Raw genomic sequence first — 17,039 nt, forward strand, 5'->3', positions numbered from 1 at the left:
CAGCGTTTTTATAGAGGAAAAAGTCCAATATCAGATCGTGCTGATGCCTACCTCTGATTTGGTCTGGATCACATAGCTGTTGCTCGATACCAGTTGTTTCAAAAACTTATCTCAAATTTAGCTTGGAGATAAATATTAAATGGTGATAGTACACCTAAAAATATAAGGGGCTAACACTCAATGGGCAGGAGTGACAGAAATATCGCCAAGTGCATTAGCGACTACTTTATAAAGTAGGTTACTTGTTACATTTAGTCATTGGATTTTTTGTCTGCGGACATTGACCTCACTTCTCATTTTTAAAATGAATCTTACTTTAGAGTAAGCATAAGTGAGCTGCACCCGCTAAATTAGCGTTAAGCATTATTGCTTAAAGTTGTGCAAATTATTACTTAACACTTTTAATATCGTTATGAAATTTTATAAGACCATATAGACAGTATGTATTACGAAAAAAGAACGCTTGCTATTGCAGGCTTTTTCTATATCCCACTATATAAATCTCATAAGGATAAGCTAATTTCATATATGGGTGAGGTCTGCCCTTTTTTATACAGCTATGAAGAAAGGAATGCTTGTTATCGGAAATCGAGGATGGATTAAAACAGAAAGAGAAATTCGTGTGGCCATATCTACTAATGAAGATGTGAGCAATAAAGGAGCCTATTTAAACTTGATGTTGCAATTAAATAAAATTGCTAGACATGCAAAAGGTGTTAGTGTGAATAAAACACTACCTCAATACTACAATCATATGGACTTATTTTGCCGCTTCGTAGCGGACAACTATAATTTAAAAACCCTTGCTAACATTCAAAATAAGCATCTCGTAGATTATGTAAGTGAACGACAAAGCGAGGGCAAATCCGCTTCTACAATTAAAAATGATTTAGCTGCTATCAGATATTTTCATGATCAAATCCCTAATCCTCGTTATCAGCTAAGTAGCAATCAAATTTTAAAAGAAAATTATAATGAATTCCATTTAGAAAGAAGGCGCTTTGGTGGTGTTGATCGTCGTCCTAGCGAACTGGAATATCAAGCCTTAGTAACATTGGCACAACAATCAAATTCTCCTTCCCTTGCACTTATTATTATGTTATGTCGTGAACAGGGCTTACGTGTACATGAAGCGGTTAGATTAAGCCGTTTAGATGCTGAAAAAGCATTACGTGAAGGGCTTTCTAACTGTTAAAGGAAAAGGTGGACTAATACGACAAATTCCCTTAAAAACACAATCCTTTAGCGTTTTACAAGATGCAATGCAACAGGTCAATCGCGGAGAGAAACTTTTTGTTTTGCGAGATCAGAAAGCACATCAAGTAATTCAACGTGTGCAAGATTTTATTAGGCATAATCGCCAAAAAGTATTAGACCCACTCAACACTCGGCCAAAGGGTGTTGAAATTACAATGCATAGTTTTAGACATGCCTATGCAAAAGAGCAATATGAACTCTTTATTGAAAAAGGTTATACAGAAGGAGATGCACGATTAGCAGTCTCTAAATTAATTGGTCACAACCGTGAGGATGTTACACAAATTTATTTAGCTGAATAAAATTTGTAATTACTCTAGTAATATCATTTTTTGCAGATATAATGTTTTAAAATATCAAAGGATGTGGTTAAAATACGAAATCAATATGAAGAAAATGAACAAATTGTAGAACTTGAAAAAAAAATTAATTCGTTAGAACGCTTATTAAAAACTGAAAGACATCGATTAAAAGAAGCCATTGGAGCATGGAGACGTAAAATTGAGGGAAGAGGGTTACGTAAAGACTCTATTAGAGAAGGCTTCAATTCTGAAAGAGGAACACATTATAAAGTGTTAGAAGACTTATATCCCTTTACTTTTCGAAAGGTGGATTTTTCACGACGCTATAAAGGCTGGTTAATGGAAGTAGAAAGAACTTTAAATAAACAAATGCAACTAGAAACAGATTTTTTAATGAAATACTATAGTCAAAATTAAAAATTCATTTTCCATAAAAATCAAAACAAAATAATACAAAACACGAAGAAAGGAGATTATTCCATCTCTTTATGTTTTGTATTATTTAGTCATTAATAAGGTATAAGGTTTTGCATCTTTAAACCCTATCAAAATATCACTCTCTACTCTAATTCTGATATCTCTAAGTAGATTTTAAATTCAATAAAAAAGTATTTATAAACTCTCTATTTCTTTCAGTAAACTCCATTTTCTTAGTAGTTTCTCTCTCAATTTCTTTATATAGTAGAAAGAGTTCTTTTTCTAAATTACTTTTACGTTCTTGTTCAACAATAATTTCGTTTTTCAAATCTTGAATCTGTTTACTTAAATTTGATGTACATTCCCTATCTCTTACATCCAATGGACTGATATTTAATAACCTTTTAAATAAGCCATTCTTTGTTTGCTTTATAAAATCTTTATGCTCATGAATTTTCGAACAATAGTCATTTTTCAACAACAAAATATTAAAATCACTTTCAAGATAAAGTAACTTTCTCAAACATATATTTATCTCGTCGTTTATCCCAAAAGCTTTCTTATGCAATATATATAAGGACTGCTCTATTCTAAAAATTTCTTCTTGATTTTCATTCCAAGACAATATTACTTTTTCAATTATCCTCATTTTTTTATTTAATACTTGGACTTCTTCATTGGTTTGCATATTCCCTTTTTCAAACTTAAAAAGGAAGCCAATATATTGATCCAGTCTTTTTATCGCATTCTTTATTAATTTAATTTCTTTTTGATAACTATCAACGTTTTCATTTAACAATAGCTTAACATTATTCAAATTTTTACCTTGCCTCTTTAAAAACTGCTGCACTAAATACAATTTATAAATACTTATATAATTAAACTTATAATTTCTCCCCTCTCTTACATTCTCAAGATACTCAAATTTACAAAGGTTTGTAACATAATAGCGGAAACTACTAACATTCATATTAAGCATTGTAGAGACTTCTAAAGAAGTATAAAGCCTTTTAGCATTTAAAGTTTTAATAAACTCAGGAAAAAGCACCTCTTCCTTATAACCATACTTTGTTAGCGCATTATAGATTTTATCTTCTAAAAATAATGATTTAAATTTCTCAATTTCTATGTTGTCATTATTCAATTACGTCACCTCTTGTATACAAGGATTTCCAAATTGAATTTACAAGTTATAAAAAAATGCAGTTTTTTAGAAGAATTTTACTTACCAAAAAAACTGCACAATTAAATGCTATTTAAAAAGTTATATTTGTTATAGTCCCTTTTCCACGAATATATATTTCACTATTCTTAGCTTCTTTAATAGCTTTATTTACTATTGATACATATTGTGTAGTAGGTACACCCTCATATTCTAAATTTATCCCCACGTAAGGAACGCGATAGCCTTTTGCTTCGACTAATGTCCTTAGTTCTTTTAACAATTCAGATGTAATATCTTCATGTGCAAAATTTCGTGTAGCTTCTTCATCCCCTAAACTCTCTACAATTTTGTATACATCCATCGTGAGTTGACCTTTAAAAAGTGCTTTCATCGTTTATCGATCCCCCTGATATTTTTTCTCTGAGTACAATCCCATCTAAAAAGCCTTGCTTATATATATATCTTGAAATAATAAGTGCTGATAATTAAGAATTGATATCTGTATCGACTCAGAAATCTCTTTAACTTCTATTTCACTTATGCCTGAAAGAGTTTTGGATAATTTCTGTTTAACATCTTTAACCATTTCATTTTGGTGATTCCTAAAAACTTTATTATGATAAAGCACATCAATCCTTTCATCTATTAATAAAATAAGTGCCGATTCAAAGTTTCCGATAACGTTCAACCCCATTCATTACTTATTATGTATATTTACGTTTTAAGTATATTTTATTTTCTATTGATTGTAAAATACAATAACTGTACGATTAATTAAACGATAAAAGTGGAGTTGAAATAACATATATGAATAACTTGCAAATAGGACAGTTAATACGTTCATTACGCAAAGAAAATAATTTAAGTATGAGTGATCTTGCTCAAAAATTAGATATTTCTCAAGCATCTATTTCACGGATAGAAAGCGGCATTCAGGAAGCGAATTATACACTGTTAGGTGAAATTTGCGAGCAATTTGGACTAACGCTTAGCTCATTCTTTTTATTACTGGAAAACAAAGTTGATACAACTATTAAGATTCCACAAGATAAATTTCTACAAAGTGAAAATATAGATGATGAATTATTTAATATCATTAAAAATTTATCAGAGGAACAAAAAAAGGGATTATATGTACTATTACTTCCCTATATCAGATAAATTTCCATAAGAAAAACCTTAGTTTCTTGTATTCAAACGAAAACTAAGGTTTTTAGATTGCCTTTTAAATGTTTTATAAATTTATATCTCATTGTATTTAGTATTTTTTCCAGCAAACTTTTCAATTGGATATTTTTCATTATTTTTTTGAAGTTTATTATTTATTATTTTTACTAAGTCCAAATCCGTTTCATTCGCAAACAATATCGCATAAATCAAAACATCCGCTAGCTCCTCCTTCATCTTATCTAAATTCTTTTCAACTGCTTCCTCACTCGTTTTCCATTGAAATAGCTCTAATAATTCACTTGCTTCTAATGATAAGGAGAGTGCTAGATCCTTAGGATTATGAAATTGCTGCCAGTTACGTTGGTCTCGGAATTGCATAATACTTTTACGTAGTTGTTCTAACTCACTCATACTATTCACCTGCTTTTTGATATTCTAAAAGTTTATTGCGCAACGCTCCATCACTTGAATAAATGTACAGACCCCTAATTCCACGCTTCATCAAGATATTGATTGAATTTAGGACGATTTTTTCCTTTGCTTCATTTACATTTTCAATTCCGTCCATACCTGTATATGCACCTTTATCCATATACTTACTCGTATCAATGCTGATTTCATCTTTAGCAGCGTCATATTGAACAGATGGCCCAAGCACGACACCAACATAATTTAAATCAAAGCCCTGTATTGTATAAATTGATCCAGCCTCGTGAACGGTTTCTGCTTTTTCTGCCCATGTATATTTCGTACTTGTTGTATTCCATAGCAGTTGGTATTCACCATTTGATTCTTTCACGTAGTAGGTCCCACCATCTTTTTTATGTATGTAATCAAACGTTGATACAACACGACTTAAACCGTGCTGAATATTTTGGGATTTAATTTCATCATGCATGTCCTTCAAAGATTCAAATACTTTAAATTCATAGTTTTTATCTTTAGGAAGCGGCAATAATTTTTTTCGCTTGAATTCGTTTATCCATTTGATTACGTCATCATTTGCTTGCATGCGGAATTGATTTGTTAACTGGTATTCTTCGTGAAAAGTACTTAATTTCTTAAGCCCTTCTAGTGTTGCTGCTCCCCATAGACTCTTCAGTTTTAATACTTGATCTTGATCATAAATAATGACAACTACCTTTGCTAGCTTCAAAAACTCCTCTAAATGATTATTGCCGTGGAAGCCATTATAAGTATCTGGCTTTGTTAGTAATAAATGTGCTTCATCTACGAAAATGATATCAGCCTTTTTTCCCTCTTTTTGCAACATATTAATCAGAGATGTAGGTTTTGCAAAGTTTTTCCCTTTTAAATGTTTCACTTGTTTTGCTATATTTTTATATGTTTTAAACATTTCCTCATGGTTCACAGCTAAATAATTTTCTGTACGATATAAATATGAGGATGCTTCTTCTACTCTTTCTTGAATCGTATTGAAAATAGAACTTAACACAACGCTTTTTCCAACGCCCGCTTCACCTTCAATGACTAATAGACTTCCATATTCACTTGAGTTTTGAGTAACTCGTTTCTCACAAAACTCGAGTACTTTATCTTTTAATTCAAGTTGTTCTAAAGATAAATCTTTGAAAGGAGATAATTTAAAAATATCTTTGTTTTCAATTACATGTAACTCATTGTCAACAAGCTTTTGTTCATATAGTTTTTGCCAAAGTTCTTTAAATAGTTGTTGATCGTAATAAGGTTTATTGTAGTAGTTATGAGTAAAATCGTTAGCCGTCTTACTTTTATTTTGAAGCGTATATTTTTCATCACCAAGGAAGTAGTTAATCAGCTTTGTCTCTAGATGAAAGGTTGCTGAACGATTGAAGTGTTCGTGCTTAATCAAATTTACTTGTTTAATATTTTTACGTGCTTTTAAATGTGCTTTCATACGATTTTTAAAATAAACCGTTTCACCAATATAAGCTTCTTTATTGCCATTCAAAACATAAATGACTGGATAATTTAAATACTGCTCTTTGTTGTTGATTTGATTGATGCTTTCTTGTATAAAAGGCCATGATAGTATTTCGATACCTGTCATTTCTTTTCTCCTTATCACAATACTCTGGTTAAAACGTATATATAATTTAACTAAACATAATTTATATTACTATTTTATCATAATTATCCCTTTTTACTTGTAATAGACTGCTGACCAAATGGAAGCTAATATATTCGCACAAATTACATACTAGGGGTTTATCAAATCTTACAGGTACATAAACACCTATCCCCCATCTGCTTCTTTATATCCTTCAGCTATTACCTTCAGTTTACTAGAACCCTCTTTAATGGTGTTGAAATGTTTAATAATACTGCAGATCTCAATGGTGAAGATACATCACCTATCACACGTTTTTATTTACGTGTAAAGCCTGCAAAAAAAACATTTGATGGGAAAAAGTTAATTTCCGAGTTTTACGATCGCGGCAAGGATTGTCAATTGTACCTAAAGACAACTAAAAATGGTGTAGTGCGAACAATTAAAATGGATGAAACGTCAATGTCTTTACTATTAAAATGGAAGTTACAGCAAAGTAAGATTTATTTAGAAAAGGGCATTAATACATCTAATAAAAAACAACTCGTATTTAGCAATAAACATAACCGCTTCATCCAACCTGTTCAAACGCAAAAGTGGCTCCATAAAGTAATTGATAAATACAAGCTTCAGCCTATTACTACACATGGTTTACGACATACCCATTGCTCATTATTATTTGAAGCGGGTGCAAGTATTAAAGAAGTACAGGAGAGGCTAGGACATACAGATGTTAAAACGACAATGGACATTTATACGCATGTAACCAAGAAAACCAAAGCTAGCACAATTGAAAAGTTTGATGCATACATCAATTCACGCTAATTCTTTGACCCAATTTTGACCTAGTTTGACCCCAAAAATGACCCAAAACCGTTTGATATCAGTTGAAAGTTTTTGAAATAAAAAAAGCGCCAAACCCTTGATATACCAAGGAATTTGACACTTTTTGAAACTATATTGTTTCCAATGTATGGAGACGGCGGGAGTCGAACCCGCGTCCAGAAGCTCCAATACGCCGGCTTCTACGCGTGTAGTCTACCTATTTACAATTCGCGATTCCTTATGCCGACACTTAGAACCACAAGGGATTGTAAACTTTAACGCCGCGCTCATTTCAACTATTTAATCCACTAGGGAGTATTACATATTTACGAACTTGGTTCAAAGACCTTTGTAATATATAATACTATAAATAAAATTATAAACAAAACCTTAAACCTTAGATTTAAATAATGTTTTTATCTAACCATTCAATCAAATCATTAAGTAATAATACTGGGAACTTCAAATTCTCATTCATCAAACTTAAATTAAATGTACTAGTTACTATTACCCCCATAGGTAAATCCTTTTCTATTTTAATTGTATTCGGCACATTTAAATATTCAATAACTGAATCCCAATTCAAATATATTTTATTAATTTTTTTTTGTAACTTTGTTTGAAAAAACTTCGGACTTTCTTTTTCAAATCTGTTAGTTTCATTATTAATTTCTTTTGGAGTTAATTTTAAAATAGGGTTCTTACACTCTATTACAATCATTTTACCCTTTATTATAAGGATTACATCAATTTCACCATATAAATCAATGAACTTTCCCTTATTATTTATATCCGGAACTTCGTCTTTTTCAATTCCCCACTTCACATAAACTCCATTTAAATTTTCTTTTAAGAATTGACCAACTTGGACTTCAAACTTTTTATCAATATAATCAGATTTAACCTTAAATAGCTCCTTTTGAAAATCACCTTTTGGTATGTTTGCATTTATAATATCCATATATAAACCTAGCAAACTATGCTTTATAATACCAGCTGGAGATGCAAAAACATTATTTAAAATAGGCATAAGACATTTTCTTAGAACTCTATTGTCATTTAAATTGGCATCTTGAGGAAATTTAAATGTATTTACATCATAGACTAAATAATTAATAAATTTAGTAATATTTTCTTTAGGTACTTCAGGTAATATGTCCTCAATTATTCGTGAGAAATTTTGTACATCACAAATTATAAACTCATCGTTATTATAAAAATATTTACTAAAATTTTTTAAGATACAAAATATTTCTTCTAGTTGTAAACCTATATATCTTTTACAAATTTTATTAAATCTTTTTTTTGCTTCATCATTTAGATTGTCTCTATTTTGCTTAGCCATAGAATCAACATAATATTTAGTAAATTCATCGTAGTCATATTTATTACTGGCTAATAAATCTCCAAGACCATTAATCTCCAATTCACCACCATTAATTGCCTCATCTTTAATATAAAGAAGTTGCTGCAGGGCTCTAGTATATTGCAATAGTTTTTGTAATTTCAATGAGTTTATTTTTTCTATAATTAATTCCTTATCACTACTAAAATAATTTAGAATTTCAATCATATTTTGTATTCCATATTTTTCAGAGCTTAATTCACCTTCCCATGTTTTATAAATATATGGAAACTGTTCTTTAGAGTATTTCTTTACATTATTTAATTGTTTTATCATAAAGGCTACATCATCATTTGGATTTTCAATTTCATCCATATTGCTGTTTAGCCATATAACTAAACTTGATACTAAATGATTGCAATACTCTAACATAGACAATAATGCAATTATATATTGTTTAGGATTATCTTCTATTAGGTTTTTTACATCATCTAGTATTAACCCCATTATTAGGTTACATTTATTAGCTATCTCTTTTTTATCGTGATAAACTTCCCCATTAATCCCTATGTAATTTGTCTTTTCTCTTAATATTTCATCTGCAGATAAATCGTTAATATAAGTTGGATTGACAATAATTAATTGTCCATCTATCTCTATAGGTACAAGACTTTTAAATATATCAAGTAGATTCGAAGTATAAAATAAATATACATCTTCTAATATTATATCTGTAACCTTTTGGAGTATCTTGCATTCATCACAATTATTCTCTTGATTTATTATTTTATTTAATATTTTCCCTTTGTTACATCTCATACATACCAAGTAAAATACACCTATTTCTTTAATATATTTTTATTTATAAAGCTAATTTCATTTTGATTCAAATATCTCCCGACCTGAATTTTCTCCCTTAAACAACCCCATAGTTATTATCAGTGACCTTCTAACACCCCCATAATCACTCTTTTTTACTAATATAGCATAATTTATTTTTAAGGGAACAAACGGTAACAAAAAGGATTTTTATTACCCACCCCATGCCGAATGTTCCCTTTAAGGACTTCTAAAATGGAGTAACTCTCGTAATACGCGCAAGAAATTTTTGCAAATATTTCAGACACCTCCGCTTTAAACTATTTTTTACTTAGCTTCACTTTCTCTCCTTGTCTAATAAAACGAAGCTCCTTTTGCTTTACGTAAGCTCGTTAATACTCCCATTAGTACTACTTATACTAAGAGTAGAAAGTTATTAAGGAGGTTATTTTCACTATGATGCTTAGTGTTAAACAGGTAGCAGAATTATTGAACGTATCCATTTTCACTATTTACAGATTAGCTAGAAAAGGGGAAATACCAAGTTATGGAATCGGTAGATGTATTCGCTTTGCCGAAGATGAAATATTGAGGTATATAAGAAAAGGAGAGGTTAAAAAATGATTAGAGTAGAGCTAGCAGAACGTATTATGGAGCAATTAGGATACCGCCCTTCAATAGTCCGAAGAGCTATCGAAGCAAAAGAACTTGAAATTGTTCAAACTGATAGTCTTTTTAGTGACTACAGTTATTGTATTACAGAAGGTTCTTTTGAAAGGTTCTTTTGAAAGGTTCCTATTTAACCTAAATCTAAGTGAACGTGAAGTATATAGCATAATGGTAGCTTTTTAGAGCTACCAATTGCAAACATACGTTCCAAACTTTACAATTAAACTATAATAGCGGCTCAGAAAGAATGAGCCGCTTATCAAAAATAATATATACGTTTCACAAGTGGTTATCTAGGAGAACACTTTAAAAACTAGCCCGCCTTCCTTAGCGGTGATTCACCGTTAGATGGTGTTATCTTTTCCCAGAACACACCGTCGTAGTAGCCTTTTGGCTAGGTGGCATAACAGAGTTATTGAGAATATACGTGGTAAAGCTACACCTGGGCACGTTGAATGTTATGAAGATACCTCAGGATTACGTATCCGTATCGCCATCCCTTTTACAAGGGGTGGTCTGTGTCCTCGAATTACATAGCTAGCAAAATAAAAATTATTAAATAAAAATTAGTGCGAGCGTAGCGAAGCACACTCGGTGTGAGCGTTAGCGAACATCGAGTCATAAAACAAATAAAAATCTATTTAAAATTATGGTGTATAATATTTCGTAAACTTAAAGTACCTCAAATGATGATAACAGCATTCATAATATTTTTTACCTGATTTACATAAACAACTTTTATCAATTCTTACTTTTTTTAATTCATTCCATTTTCTTTTTGCATTGGTATTAATCTCATTTATAGTATTCCAATCACTTTCAATTTTGCCTATATTAGAAATACATACTGATTCATTAATTTTTATAATCCTTTTAACCACTTCTAATACTTCTTTTTCATCTTTATAATCTTCTACAATTCTCTTTAACGACAATACAGTTAAATCCGCTGTTATTTTAGAATTCTCTAATTTAAATTCTCTTTTATCCTTAAACAAGCTTATTATATTGTATCTCAGCTCTTCTGAACAAAAACTTAGCCCACTAACTCCAAAGGCAATTGTCCAATCTATAATATCCGTTGGTTGATACTCCGCGACAAAATTAATCGAATTCTCATTCTCACTAATTGGATAAGCGATTTTAAAAAAATCAAATTGAACTTCTTTATAAGCATTTGGATTTTTAAAATATACTCCTGTAGTAAGAGAATACTCATCTAAGTCAAAAACATTTTTACTTGGCTTATCTTTAGGACTATATATTAGTAATTCCCCAAAATAAAATAAATGTTTTAGATGATGTAAGTGTCTAAAAGTAATCACTGAATCAACATTTTCAAACTTGCTATCTTTATAAAAGCTTTCATTTGTAAGTAATCCTGAATGTGGATTTACTAATGTGCTTATACATTCATTTATAAAGTCATCCCAAACAATTACTAAAATAGTTTTATCATTTTTGTACTTTTCTTCCCCCCTATTTACAAAGAATTTTTCTTCAGCACTCTTCAAGTAATCTTGTATTTTCAAATCTTTACTAAATACAATTTCCCTATTTTCTTTTAAGACTTTAATTTCTTCTTTTTTTAATCTAGAAGTAATTTGAACCCCATTATGCCTTATATCATTAAAAGATGATAAATCAGGTGTTTTAACTTCTATAGCAAACCACTCGTTACCAATTTTTAATCTAAACTCTGGATTTTTTGCGCCTTTATACGGAACTGGCTCTAATTCAACACTGTTTTTATCAGTTTCATCCAATTTCAATAAATTAAACAGAACCAGTACTTCACCTAATATTTGAAAAATTTGTTCTGGATTTTTCTTATCAATCGAAGCAATTTTATCAATAGTAATTTTAGAATAACCCTCTACAAATTTATCAATATACGCTAATGTCTCGAATAAATGACTTAAAAACCAATGTGTTTTCCCCTCATATATAAAAGGATATGCGTACATAATATATTGAAATAAATGCTTATTTTGATTTTCCCTTCTAGAATAATCATCAATTTTACTATATAAATATGACTTTATTTCAGTTACATCCATTGTTTATCTCCTTAACTCTCACCTTCCAATTTGTAAATATTATACACAAATATAATGATTAAAGATACTCCCTTAAATCCTTCGCGACTTCCTCTATACCTAGCTCTAAATACTGTGTAGTTACTGCTAAATCACTGTGCCCAAGTGCTTTACTAATTAAAGCAATACTAGCACCCTTCTCCAGAAGATTCTTCGCATATGCGCGGCGAATTGCGTGTGCATTAATGTTCTCTAAACCATACCGCTTCGAATACTTACTTAATTGCTTAGAAATGGCACAATTAGACGATTTACTATTATTCATCGGTGTACCGTTTTGAGTAATAAAGATATGGTGGTTGTCTGTACCAAAATGAGCGCGGATACCATTGTTTAACTGAATAAGTAGCTTTAACATTTCCGCTAGTTCCGTATCAATAGGGAGCTTTAAAAACTTGTGATTCTTTAGCGTAGAGCCATCTAAGTTTAAGCATAGATTTTCAAAGTCTATATGACGTTCTCTAAGCTCTCCTAATGTACGAATAAGAATACCTGTCTTATACATTACTTTAATCGCGGCGGCGTCTCTAAAGCCGATAAATGTTGTTTGGTCTATTAGCTGTAAGAGCTTCTCTATATCAGACTCCCGTGCTCCCTTCTTTACTTCCTTATCAATCTTAATTTGAATATTGCTCCAGAAGCGGTCTTTTAACCAACTGTTATTATAAAACTTGCTTAGTACCGCTTTAATCGACTTTAAGCGTATTAGTTTAGTCGCGGGAGTAACCTGTAAAACATCTAAGTAATGATAGAGATTATCTAAATCAATATCCTCTACTACTTCAATTCCACAAACCTCTACAAACTGTTTAAAGATGTACTCATAACTCTCAATTGTGCGCGGTCGGTTCCCCGCTATACGCATTTGTTTAAAGATTGTTTCAAGTGCAATGCTAATGTGCGTACCTTCTCTTTCTTCACCTTCACTACTAGATAGCAATACTACCTCACTATTTACCGCGAATATGCCGTGTTTTCGCTTTCTATTTGCCATAGAAAAAACCTCCTAATATGTTTTATTAGAAGGTCTTTGAATAAGCTCACATATGCTAATTTTCCATAGGGATAAGAAAAGGGATATTGCCCAAGAGTTCAACTCCCGTTCAATATCCCTAGTCTTATAAACGCTGATATATCAACGTTTTACATTGAAATTTTATGGAGACGGCGGGAGTCGAACCCGCGTCCAAAGACTCCAATACTTCAGCTTCTACGCGTGTAGTTTGCCTATTTACGATTCGCGTAACATTATGCCGACAAACAGGCGTCCTGTACGCTAACCTGGAAATCTCTTGCCGATGACTCAGGTGGCACCATCGACCGTATCCCACTAAAGTTGGGCCCCACGTTCTCTACATGGGCGATAGAGAGGCAGAGCGCTTACGAGCTTACGCTGCGAAAGCTAAGTTTTGTTGTTTGCCAGTTATTATATAACTGTCGTTGATGACGGAGCCGAGCCCTCCGACGCGCGACTAAAGCTTGAACCATCCCTGTCGAATCCGTAACGTCCCCTTGATATATGAATCGAAGCGGTTGAGCCTCGTTCAAACAAAGAGCTAGAATTGCTTCTAGTACGGTGGGAGCTTAAAAGTACGCTTCCATGAAATCTGGCAATCAGTAATTCATATTATAAAACATAATGAGCGATAGTTCAAGTGTACCGCTCTAGTAGGAAACATGGGCTTGGACTTAGAGGCTATCCATCGCTTTCTCTGTTCTATTCCACCATACTTTAACTTCTATCCGTCACTTTCACGATTCTATCCATCACTTCCCCAATCCTATCCACTACTCCAGCTCACCCCGCCCCCCGCAACTCCCCCAACCAAAACAAAAAGCTCACCAACAACTAGGTGAGCTTTCTGATAATCTATTAATATTGGTTATTGGATTTGAAGGTGCGTTCCATTTCGCGTTTGGCTTCTTTTTTGCGCATGTCGTTGCGTTTATCGTAGTCTTTTTTCCCTTTGCCGACGCCGATTAAGAGCTTGGCATAGCCGTCCTTGATGTACATTTTCAATGGGACGATTGTGTAGCCGTCACGTTTGACGGCACCGACTAGCTCGCCGATTTGCTTTTTATGGAGAAGCAATTTGCGGGCGCGTAGTGGGTCGTGGTTGAAACGGTTCCCTTGATCGAACGGGCTGACATGCATATTGCTAATCCATGCTTCGCCATTGGTAATGCGGACGTAGGAGTCTTTTAGCTGGGCCTTGCCTGCACGAATGGATTTGATTTCTGTACCGGTTAGGACCATGCCTGCTTCGATTGTCTCTTCAATAAAGTAATCATGTCCAGCTTTTTTGTTTTGTGCTAATACTTTTCCTGAACCTTTTGCCATTTGATTCACCCTCTACTTAAAGGTTGAGCTTGAGCGAAAGTATCCGTACTTAGGACACTTTCGCTCATGCTTATTTACGTTTTGATTTTTTCTTTTTGTTTTTCTTTGCAATGCCTTCATAGAATTTTTGCTTTTGTTTCACGCGTTTTTTAGGACCTGGGCTGCTAGAGTCATCTTTGCGACGTCCACGTGGATCACGGTCACCTTCACGGCGTTCACCGCGTTTAGTATCTCGACTTCCGCTTTCCTCTTCTTGGCGACTGCTTCTACGGCTGCCACCACGCCCGCCTTTTTCGTCATCGCTACGTGTGCTTCTGCGACTGCGTTCACCTTTATTGTCGTTATAATTTTTACGTGCGTGAATAACAGTCGGCGCGGCTTTGCGTGTTCGTCCATATGAAGTTACCATTCCAACGATTTCAAAGTCAATGGATGACTCCTCAATAATGACATTGGCAACACGGACTGTTACTTCATCACCAATACGGAATTGACGATTTGTACGTTCACCGATCATGATCATTTGACGATCATCGAAACGGTAGTAATCATCTGTCATATTACTAATATGGACAAGTCCTTCAATCGTGTTTGGCAACTCCACGAAAATACCGAAGTTGGTAATGGATGATACGATTCCTTCGAATTCTTCGCCAATTTTATCAGACATATATTGTGCCTTTTTCAAAGCATCTGTATCACGTTCTGCATCAACCGCACGGCGTTCACGCTCGGATGTGTGGTCAGCAATTTCATCCATTGCCATTCCCCACTGTGCAACCGTTTCTCGAGAAGTATCCTTATTAATTAAATACGTACGGATTAATCGGTGTACGATTAAGTCCGGATAACGGCGAATTGGTGATGTGAAGTGTGTATAGAAATCAGTTGATAGGCCAAAGTGACCTAGGCTTTCTGGGTAATATTTCGCCTGTTGCATCGAGCGTAGCAGCATCGTTGAAATAACAGGCTCCTCTGGCATACCTTCAATGGCTTTCAGAACATCCTGTAATGCTTTAGGATGCACAGTATTGCCTGTACCTTTAATTAAAATCCCGAAGTTCGTAACAAATTCAAAGAATCGTTGAAGCTTTTCTGGCTTTGGATCTTCGTGAATACGGTATATGAACGGTACATTCATCCAGTGGAAGTGCTCCGCTACTGTTTCATTAGCAGCTAGCATGAAATCTTCAATTAGCTTCTCCGCTACTGTACGTTCACGTATCTCAATATCAACTGGCCAACCTTCCTCATTCACGATGACTTTAGATTCTTTAAAGTCAAAGTCAATGGCACCTCGAGATTCACGTTTACGACGTAAAATGCCAGATAGCTCTGCCATATTTTTAAACATCGGAACAAGTGGCTCGTAGCGTTTGATTAACGCTTCATCTTGCTCCTCTAAAATTTTGTAGACATCCTTATACGTCATACGTTCAGTTGTTTTAATAACACTTTGGAAAATTTCATGTGAAATAACATTCCCACTCGCATCAATAATCATTTCACAGGATAGTGTTAAACGGTCAACCTGTGGATTTAATGAACAAATACCGTTTGAAAGTCGATGCGGAATCATTGGGATCACACGATCTGTTAAATAAACACTTGTTGCACGGTCATAGGCTTCAAGATCGATGACAGAGCCTTGCGTTACATAATAACTAACGTCTGCAATATGTACGCCAAGCTTATAAGTACCATCTACATTTTTTATGACGGTTACTGCGTCATCCAAGTCCTTTGCGTCAGCCCCATCGATGGTTACAATCGTTTCATGACGTAAATCACGACGACCTACTAAATCAGCCTCTGTAATATCATCTGGCACACGTTGTGCAGCAGCGATGACTTCGTCTGGGAATTCAGGTGGAATATCGTGCTTATATAAAATTGATAAAATATCCACGCCTGGATCATTTTTATGCCCTAAAATTTTTGTAATATAGCCTGTAGCCGATTTTAAATCTTCAGGCCATGTGGCTACTTCGACCACAACCTTATGGCCATCAACAGCGCCTAATGTATCTCCTTTTGCAATAAAGATATCCATTGGCAGCTTTTTATCGTCTAAGACAACAAAGCCAAAGCCACGATTAGCTTGGAATGTGCCGACAAAGCTTGTTTGACCACGTTCAACGACCTTAGTTACAGTCCCTTCACGGCGATCACCAAATGATTCTTTTAACACACGAATAAGAACGATATCTCCATTTATAGCCCCATTAATTTCATGCGGTGGAATGAACACATCATCCATGCCCTCAACATCAGGCGCTACAAAGCCGAAACCCTTCGCGTGACCGATAAATTTACCTCTTAGTAAATTCATACGTTCTGGTAGGCCATAACGATTGGAGCGAGAACGAACAACTAAGCCCTGTCCTTCCATACGGACTAATGTTTTGACAAGCTCCTTAAATTCTTCCGCATCCTCAAAGCCAAATTCATCCTCTATTTCACCGACAGTTAATGGTTTGTAATCATCTTGGCCGAAAAAAACGAGTAACCGACTTTGTAGTGTATCTTTTTGGTCTTTCATACATATTCCCTCCTTCATGAGAAAATCCTATTTATAAT

The 17,039-nt window shown here is 33.6% G+C and carries 16 protein-coding genes and 1 other RNA gene; 7 read left to right on the top strand and 10 right to left on the bottom strand.

Annotation, left to right across the window (positions count from 1 at the left end; genetic code table 11):
* Nucleotides 1-559 precede the first annotated feature (559 nt).
* From MKY80_RS18710 to MKY80_RS18720, 3 genes are all read left to right on the top strand, one after another.
* Nucleotides 560-1,195, top strand: coding sequence for a site-specific integrase (locus tag MKY80_RS18710; RefSeq protein ID WP_342530641.1), 636 nt, complete (start codon nt 560-562; stop codon nt 1,193-1,195).
* Nucleotides 1,155-1,559, top strand: coding sequence for a tyrosine-type recombinase/integrase (locus MKY80_RS18715; RefSeq protein WP_342530644.1), 405 nt, complete (start codon nt 1,155-1,157; stop codon nt 1,557-1,559). The genes MKY80_RS18710 and MKY80_RS18715 overlap by 41 nt, the downstream gene beginning before the upstream one ends.
* A gap of 63 nt (nt 1,560-1,622) precedes the next feature.
* Nucleotides 1,623-1,976: a hypothetical protein gene (locus MKY80_RS18720; protein ID WP_342530645.1), complete on the top strand. Its 354-nt coding sequence runs from the start codon at nt 1,623-1,625 to the stop codon at nt 1,974-1,976.
* A 163-nt stretch (nt 1,977-2,139) separates the two neighbouring features.
* On the opposite strand, the gene MKY80_RS18725 is transcribed toward MKY80_RS18720, so the two are convergent.
* Both MKY80_RS18725 and MKY80_RS18730 read right to left on the bottom strand, forming a co-directional pair.
* Nucleotides 2,140-3,120, bottom strand: coding sequence for a hypothetical protein (locus tag MKY80_RS18725; protein WP_342530647.1), 981 nt, complete (start codon nt 3,118-3,120; stop codon nt 2,140-2,142).
* A 112-nt stretch (nt 3,121-3,232) separates the two neighbouring features.
* Entirely contained in the window at nt 3,233-3,532 is a 300-nt protein-coding gene (locus MKY80_RS18730; protein ID WP_342530649.1) for a hypothetical protein, read from the bottom strand.
* Nucleotides 3,533-3,948: 416 nt separating this feature from the next.
* Between MKY80_RS18730 and MKY80_RS18735 the strand changes: the two genes are divergently transcribed.
* Nucleotides 3,949-4,302, top strand: coding sequence for a helix-turn-helix transcriptional regulator (locus MKY80_RS18735; RefSeq protein ID WP_342530652.1), 354 nt, complete (start codon nt 3,949-3,951; stop codon nt 4,300-4,302).
* Between the two features lie 81 nt (nt 4,303-4,383).
* Here the strand turns inward: MKY80_RS18735 and MKY80_RS18740 are convergent, their stop codons facing one another.
* Nucleotides 4,384-4,722, bottom strand: coding sequence for a nucleotide pyrophosphohydrolase (locus MKY80_RS18740; RefSeq protein WP_342530654.1), 339 nt, complete (start codon nt 4,720-4,722; stop codon nt 4,384-4,386).
* A 1-nt stretch (nt 4,723) separates the two neighbouring features.
* Entirely contained in the window at nt 4,724-6,361 is a 1,638-nt protein-coding gene (locus tag MKY80_RS18745) for a DUF2075 domain-containing protein (RefSeq protein WP_342530656.1), read from the bottom strand.
* A 261-nt stretch (nt 6,362-6,622) separates the two neighbouring features.
* On the opposite strand from MKY80_RS18745, the gene MKY80_RS18750 reads away from it, so the two are divergent.
* Nucleotides 6,623-7,186, top strand: coding sequence for a site-specific integrase (locus MKY80_RS18750; protein ID WP_342530658.1), 564 nt, complete (start codon nt 6,623-6,625; stop codon nt 7,184-7,186).
* Between the two features lie 403 nt (nt 7,187-7,589).
* Here the strand turns inward: MKY80_RS18750 and MKY80_RS18755 are convergent, their stop codons facing one another.
* The gene (locus MKY80_RS18755; protein ID WP_342530660.1) at nt 7,590-9,350 is read right to left on the bottom strand and encodes a hypothetical protein; all 1,761 of its coding nucleotides are present in this window, start codon (nt 9,348-9,350) and stop codon (nt 7,590-7,592) included.
* Nucleotides 9,351-9,806: 456 nt separating this feature from the next.
* Here MKY80_RS18755 and MKY80_RS18760 point away from each other — a divergent pair, with 456 nt between their 5' ends.
* Both MKY80_RS18760 and MKY80_RS18765 read left to right on the top strand, forming a co-directional pair.
* On the top strand, nt 9,807-9,974 hold the full coding sequence (locus tag MKY80_RS18760) for a helix-turn-helix domain-containing protein (RefSeq protein WP_342530662.1): 168 nt from the start codon (nt 9,807-9,809) through the stop codon (nt 9,972-9,974).
* The gene (locus tag MKY80_RS18765; RefSeq protein WP_342530664.1) at nt 9,971-10,138 is read left to right on the top strand and encodes a hypothetical protein; all 168 of its coding nucleotides are present in this window, start codon (nt 9,971-9,973) and stop codon (nt 10,136-10,138) included. The genes MKY80_RS18760 and MKY80_RS18765 overlap by 4 nt, the downstream gene beginning before the upstream one ends.
* 528 nt (nt 10,139-10,666) lie before the next feature.
* Here the strand turns inward: MKY80_RS18765 and MKY80_RS18770 are convergent.
* The 5 genes from MKY80_RS18770 to rnr all read right to left on the bottom strand — a co-directional run bounded on the left by MKY80_RS18770 (nt 10,667) and on the right by rnr (nt 17,001).
* Nucleotides 10,667-12,079, bottom strand: coding sequence for a hypothetical protein (locus tag MKY80_RS18770; protein ID WP_342530666.1), 1,413 nt, complete (start codon nt 12,077-12,079; stop codon nt 10,667-10,669).
* A 58-nt stretch (nt 12,080-12,137) separates the two neighbouring features.
* Nucleotides 12,138-13,112, bottom strand: a complete 975-nt coding sequence (locus MKY80_RS18775) for a site-specific integrase (RefSeq protein ID WP_342530668.1) — start codon at nt 13,110-13,112, stop codon at nt 12,138-12,140.
* Nucleotides 13,113-13,274: 162 nt separating this feature from the next.
* Nucleotides 13,275-13,630: a transfer-messenger RNA gene (gene ssrA / locus MKY80_RS18780) on the bottom strand.
* A gap of 361 nt (nt 13,631-13,991) precedes the next feature.
* Nucleotides 13,992-14,459: an SsrA-binding protein SmpB gene (smpB, locus tag MKY80_RS18785; protein ID WP_008181258.1), complete on the bottom strand. Its 468-nt coding sequence runs from the start codon at nt 14,457-14,459 to the stop codon at nt 13,992-13,994.
* Between the two features lie 70 nt (nt 14,460-14,529).
* Nucleotides 14,530-17,001, bottom strand: a complete 2,472-nt coding sequence (rnr, locus tag MKY80_RS18790; RefSeq protein WP_096364832.1) for a ribonuclease R — start codon at nt 16,999-17,001, stop codon at nt 14,530-14,532.
* Between the last annotated feature and the right edge of the window lie 38 nt (nt 17,002-17,039).

The sequence above is a fragment of the Lysinibacillus sp. FSL R5-0849 genome, from assembly GCF_038595075.1.
In the GTDB taxonomy this organism is placed as follows: Bacteria; Bacillota; Bacilli; order Bacillales_A; family Planococcaceae; genus Lysinibacillus; species Lysinibacillus fusiformis.

Coding starts and splice junctions, on each gene's coding strand:
- rnr (WP_096364832.1), bottom strand. CDS start 17,001: ATGAAAGACCAAAAAGATACACTACAAAGTCGGTTACTCGTTTTTTTC.
- MKY80_RS18740 (WP_342530654.1), bottom strand. CDS start 4,722: ATGAGTGAGTTAGAACAACTACGTAAAAGTATTATGCAATTCCGAGAC.
- MKY80_RS18715 (WP_342530644.1), top strand. CDS start 1,155: ATGCTGAAAAAGCATTACGTGAAGGGCTTTCTAACTGTTAAAGGAAAA.
- MKY80_RS18730 (WP_342530649.1), bottom strand. CDS start 3,532: ATGAAAGCACTTTTTAAAGGTCAACTCACGATGGATGTATACAAAATT.
- MKY80_RS18750 (WP_342530658.1), top strand. CDS start 6,623: ATGTTTAATAATACTGCAGATCTCAATGGTGAAGATACATCACCTATC.
- MKY80_RS18770 (WP_342530666.1), bottom strand. CDS start 12,079: ATGGATGTAACTGAAATAAAGTCATATTTATATAGTAAAATTGATGAT.
- MKY80_RS18760 (WP_342530662.1), top strand. CDS start 9,807: ATGATGCTTAGTGTTAAACAGGTAGCAGAATTATTGAACGTATCCATT.
- MKY80_RS18755 (WP_342530660.1), bottom strand. CDS start 9,350: ATGAGATGTAACAAAGGGAAAATATTAAATAAAATAATAAATCAAGAG.
- MKY80_RS18775 (WP_342530668.1), bottom strand. CDS start 13,112: ATGGCAAATAGAAAGCGAAAACACGGCATATTCGCGGTAAATAGTGAG.
- MKY80_RS18735 (WP_342530652.1), top strand. CDS start 3,949: ATGAATAACTTGCAAATAGGACAGTTAATACGTTCATTACGCAAAGAA.
- MKY80_RS18745 (WP_342530656.1), bottom strand. CDS start 6,361: ATGACAGGTATCGAAATACTATCATGGCCTTTTATACAAGAAAGCATC.
- MKY80_RS18765 (WP_342530664.1), top strand. CDS start 9,971: ATGATTAGAGTAGAGCTAGCAGAACGTATTATGGAGCAATTAGGATAC.
- smpB (WP_008181258.1), bottom strand. CDS start 14,459: ATGGCAAAAGGTTCAGGAAAAGTATTAGCACAAAACAAAAAAGCTGGA.
- MKY80_RS18710 (WP_342530641.1), top strand. CDS start 560: ATGAAGAAAGGAATGCTTGTTATCGGAAATCGAGGATGGATTAAAACA.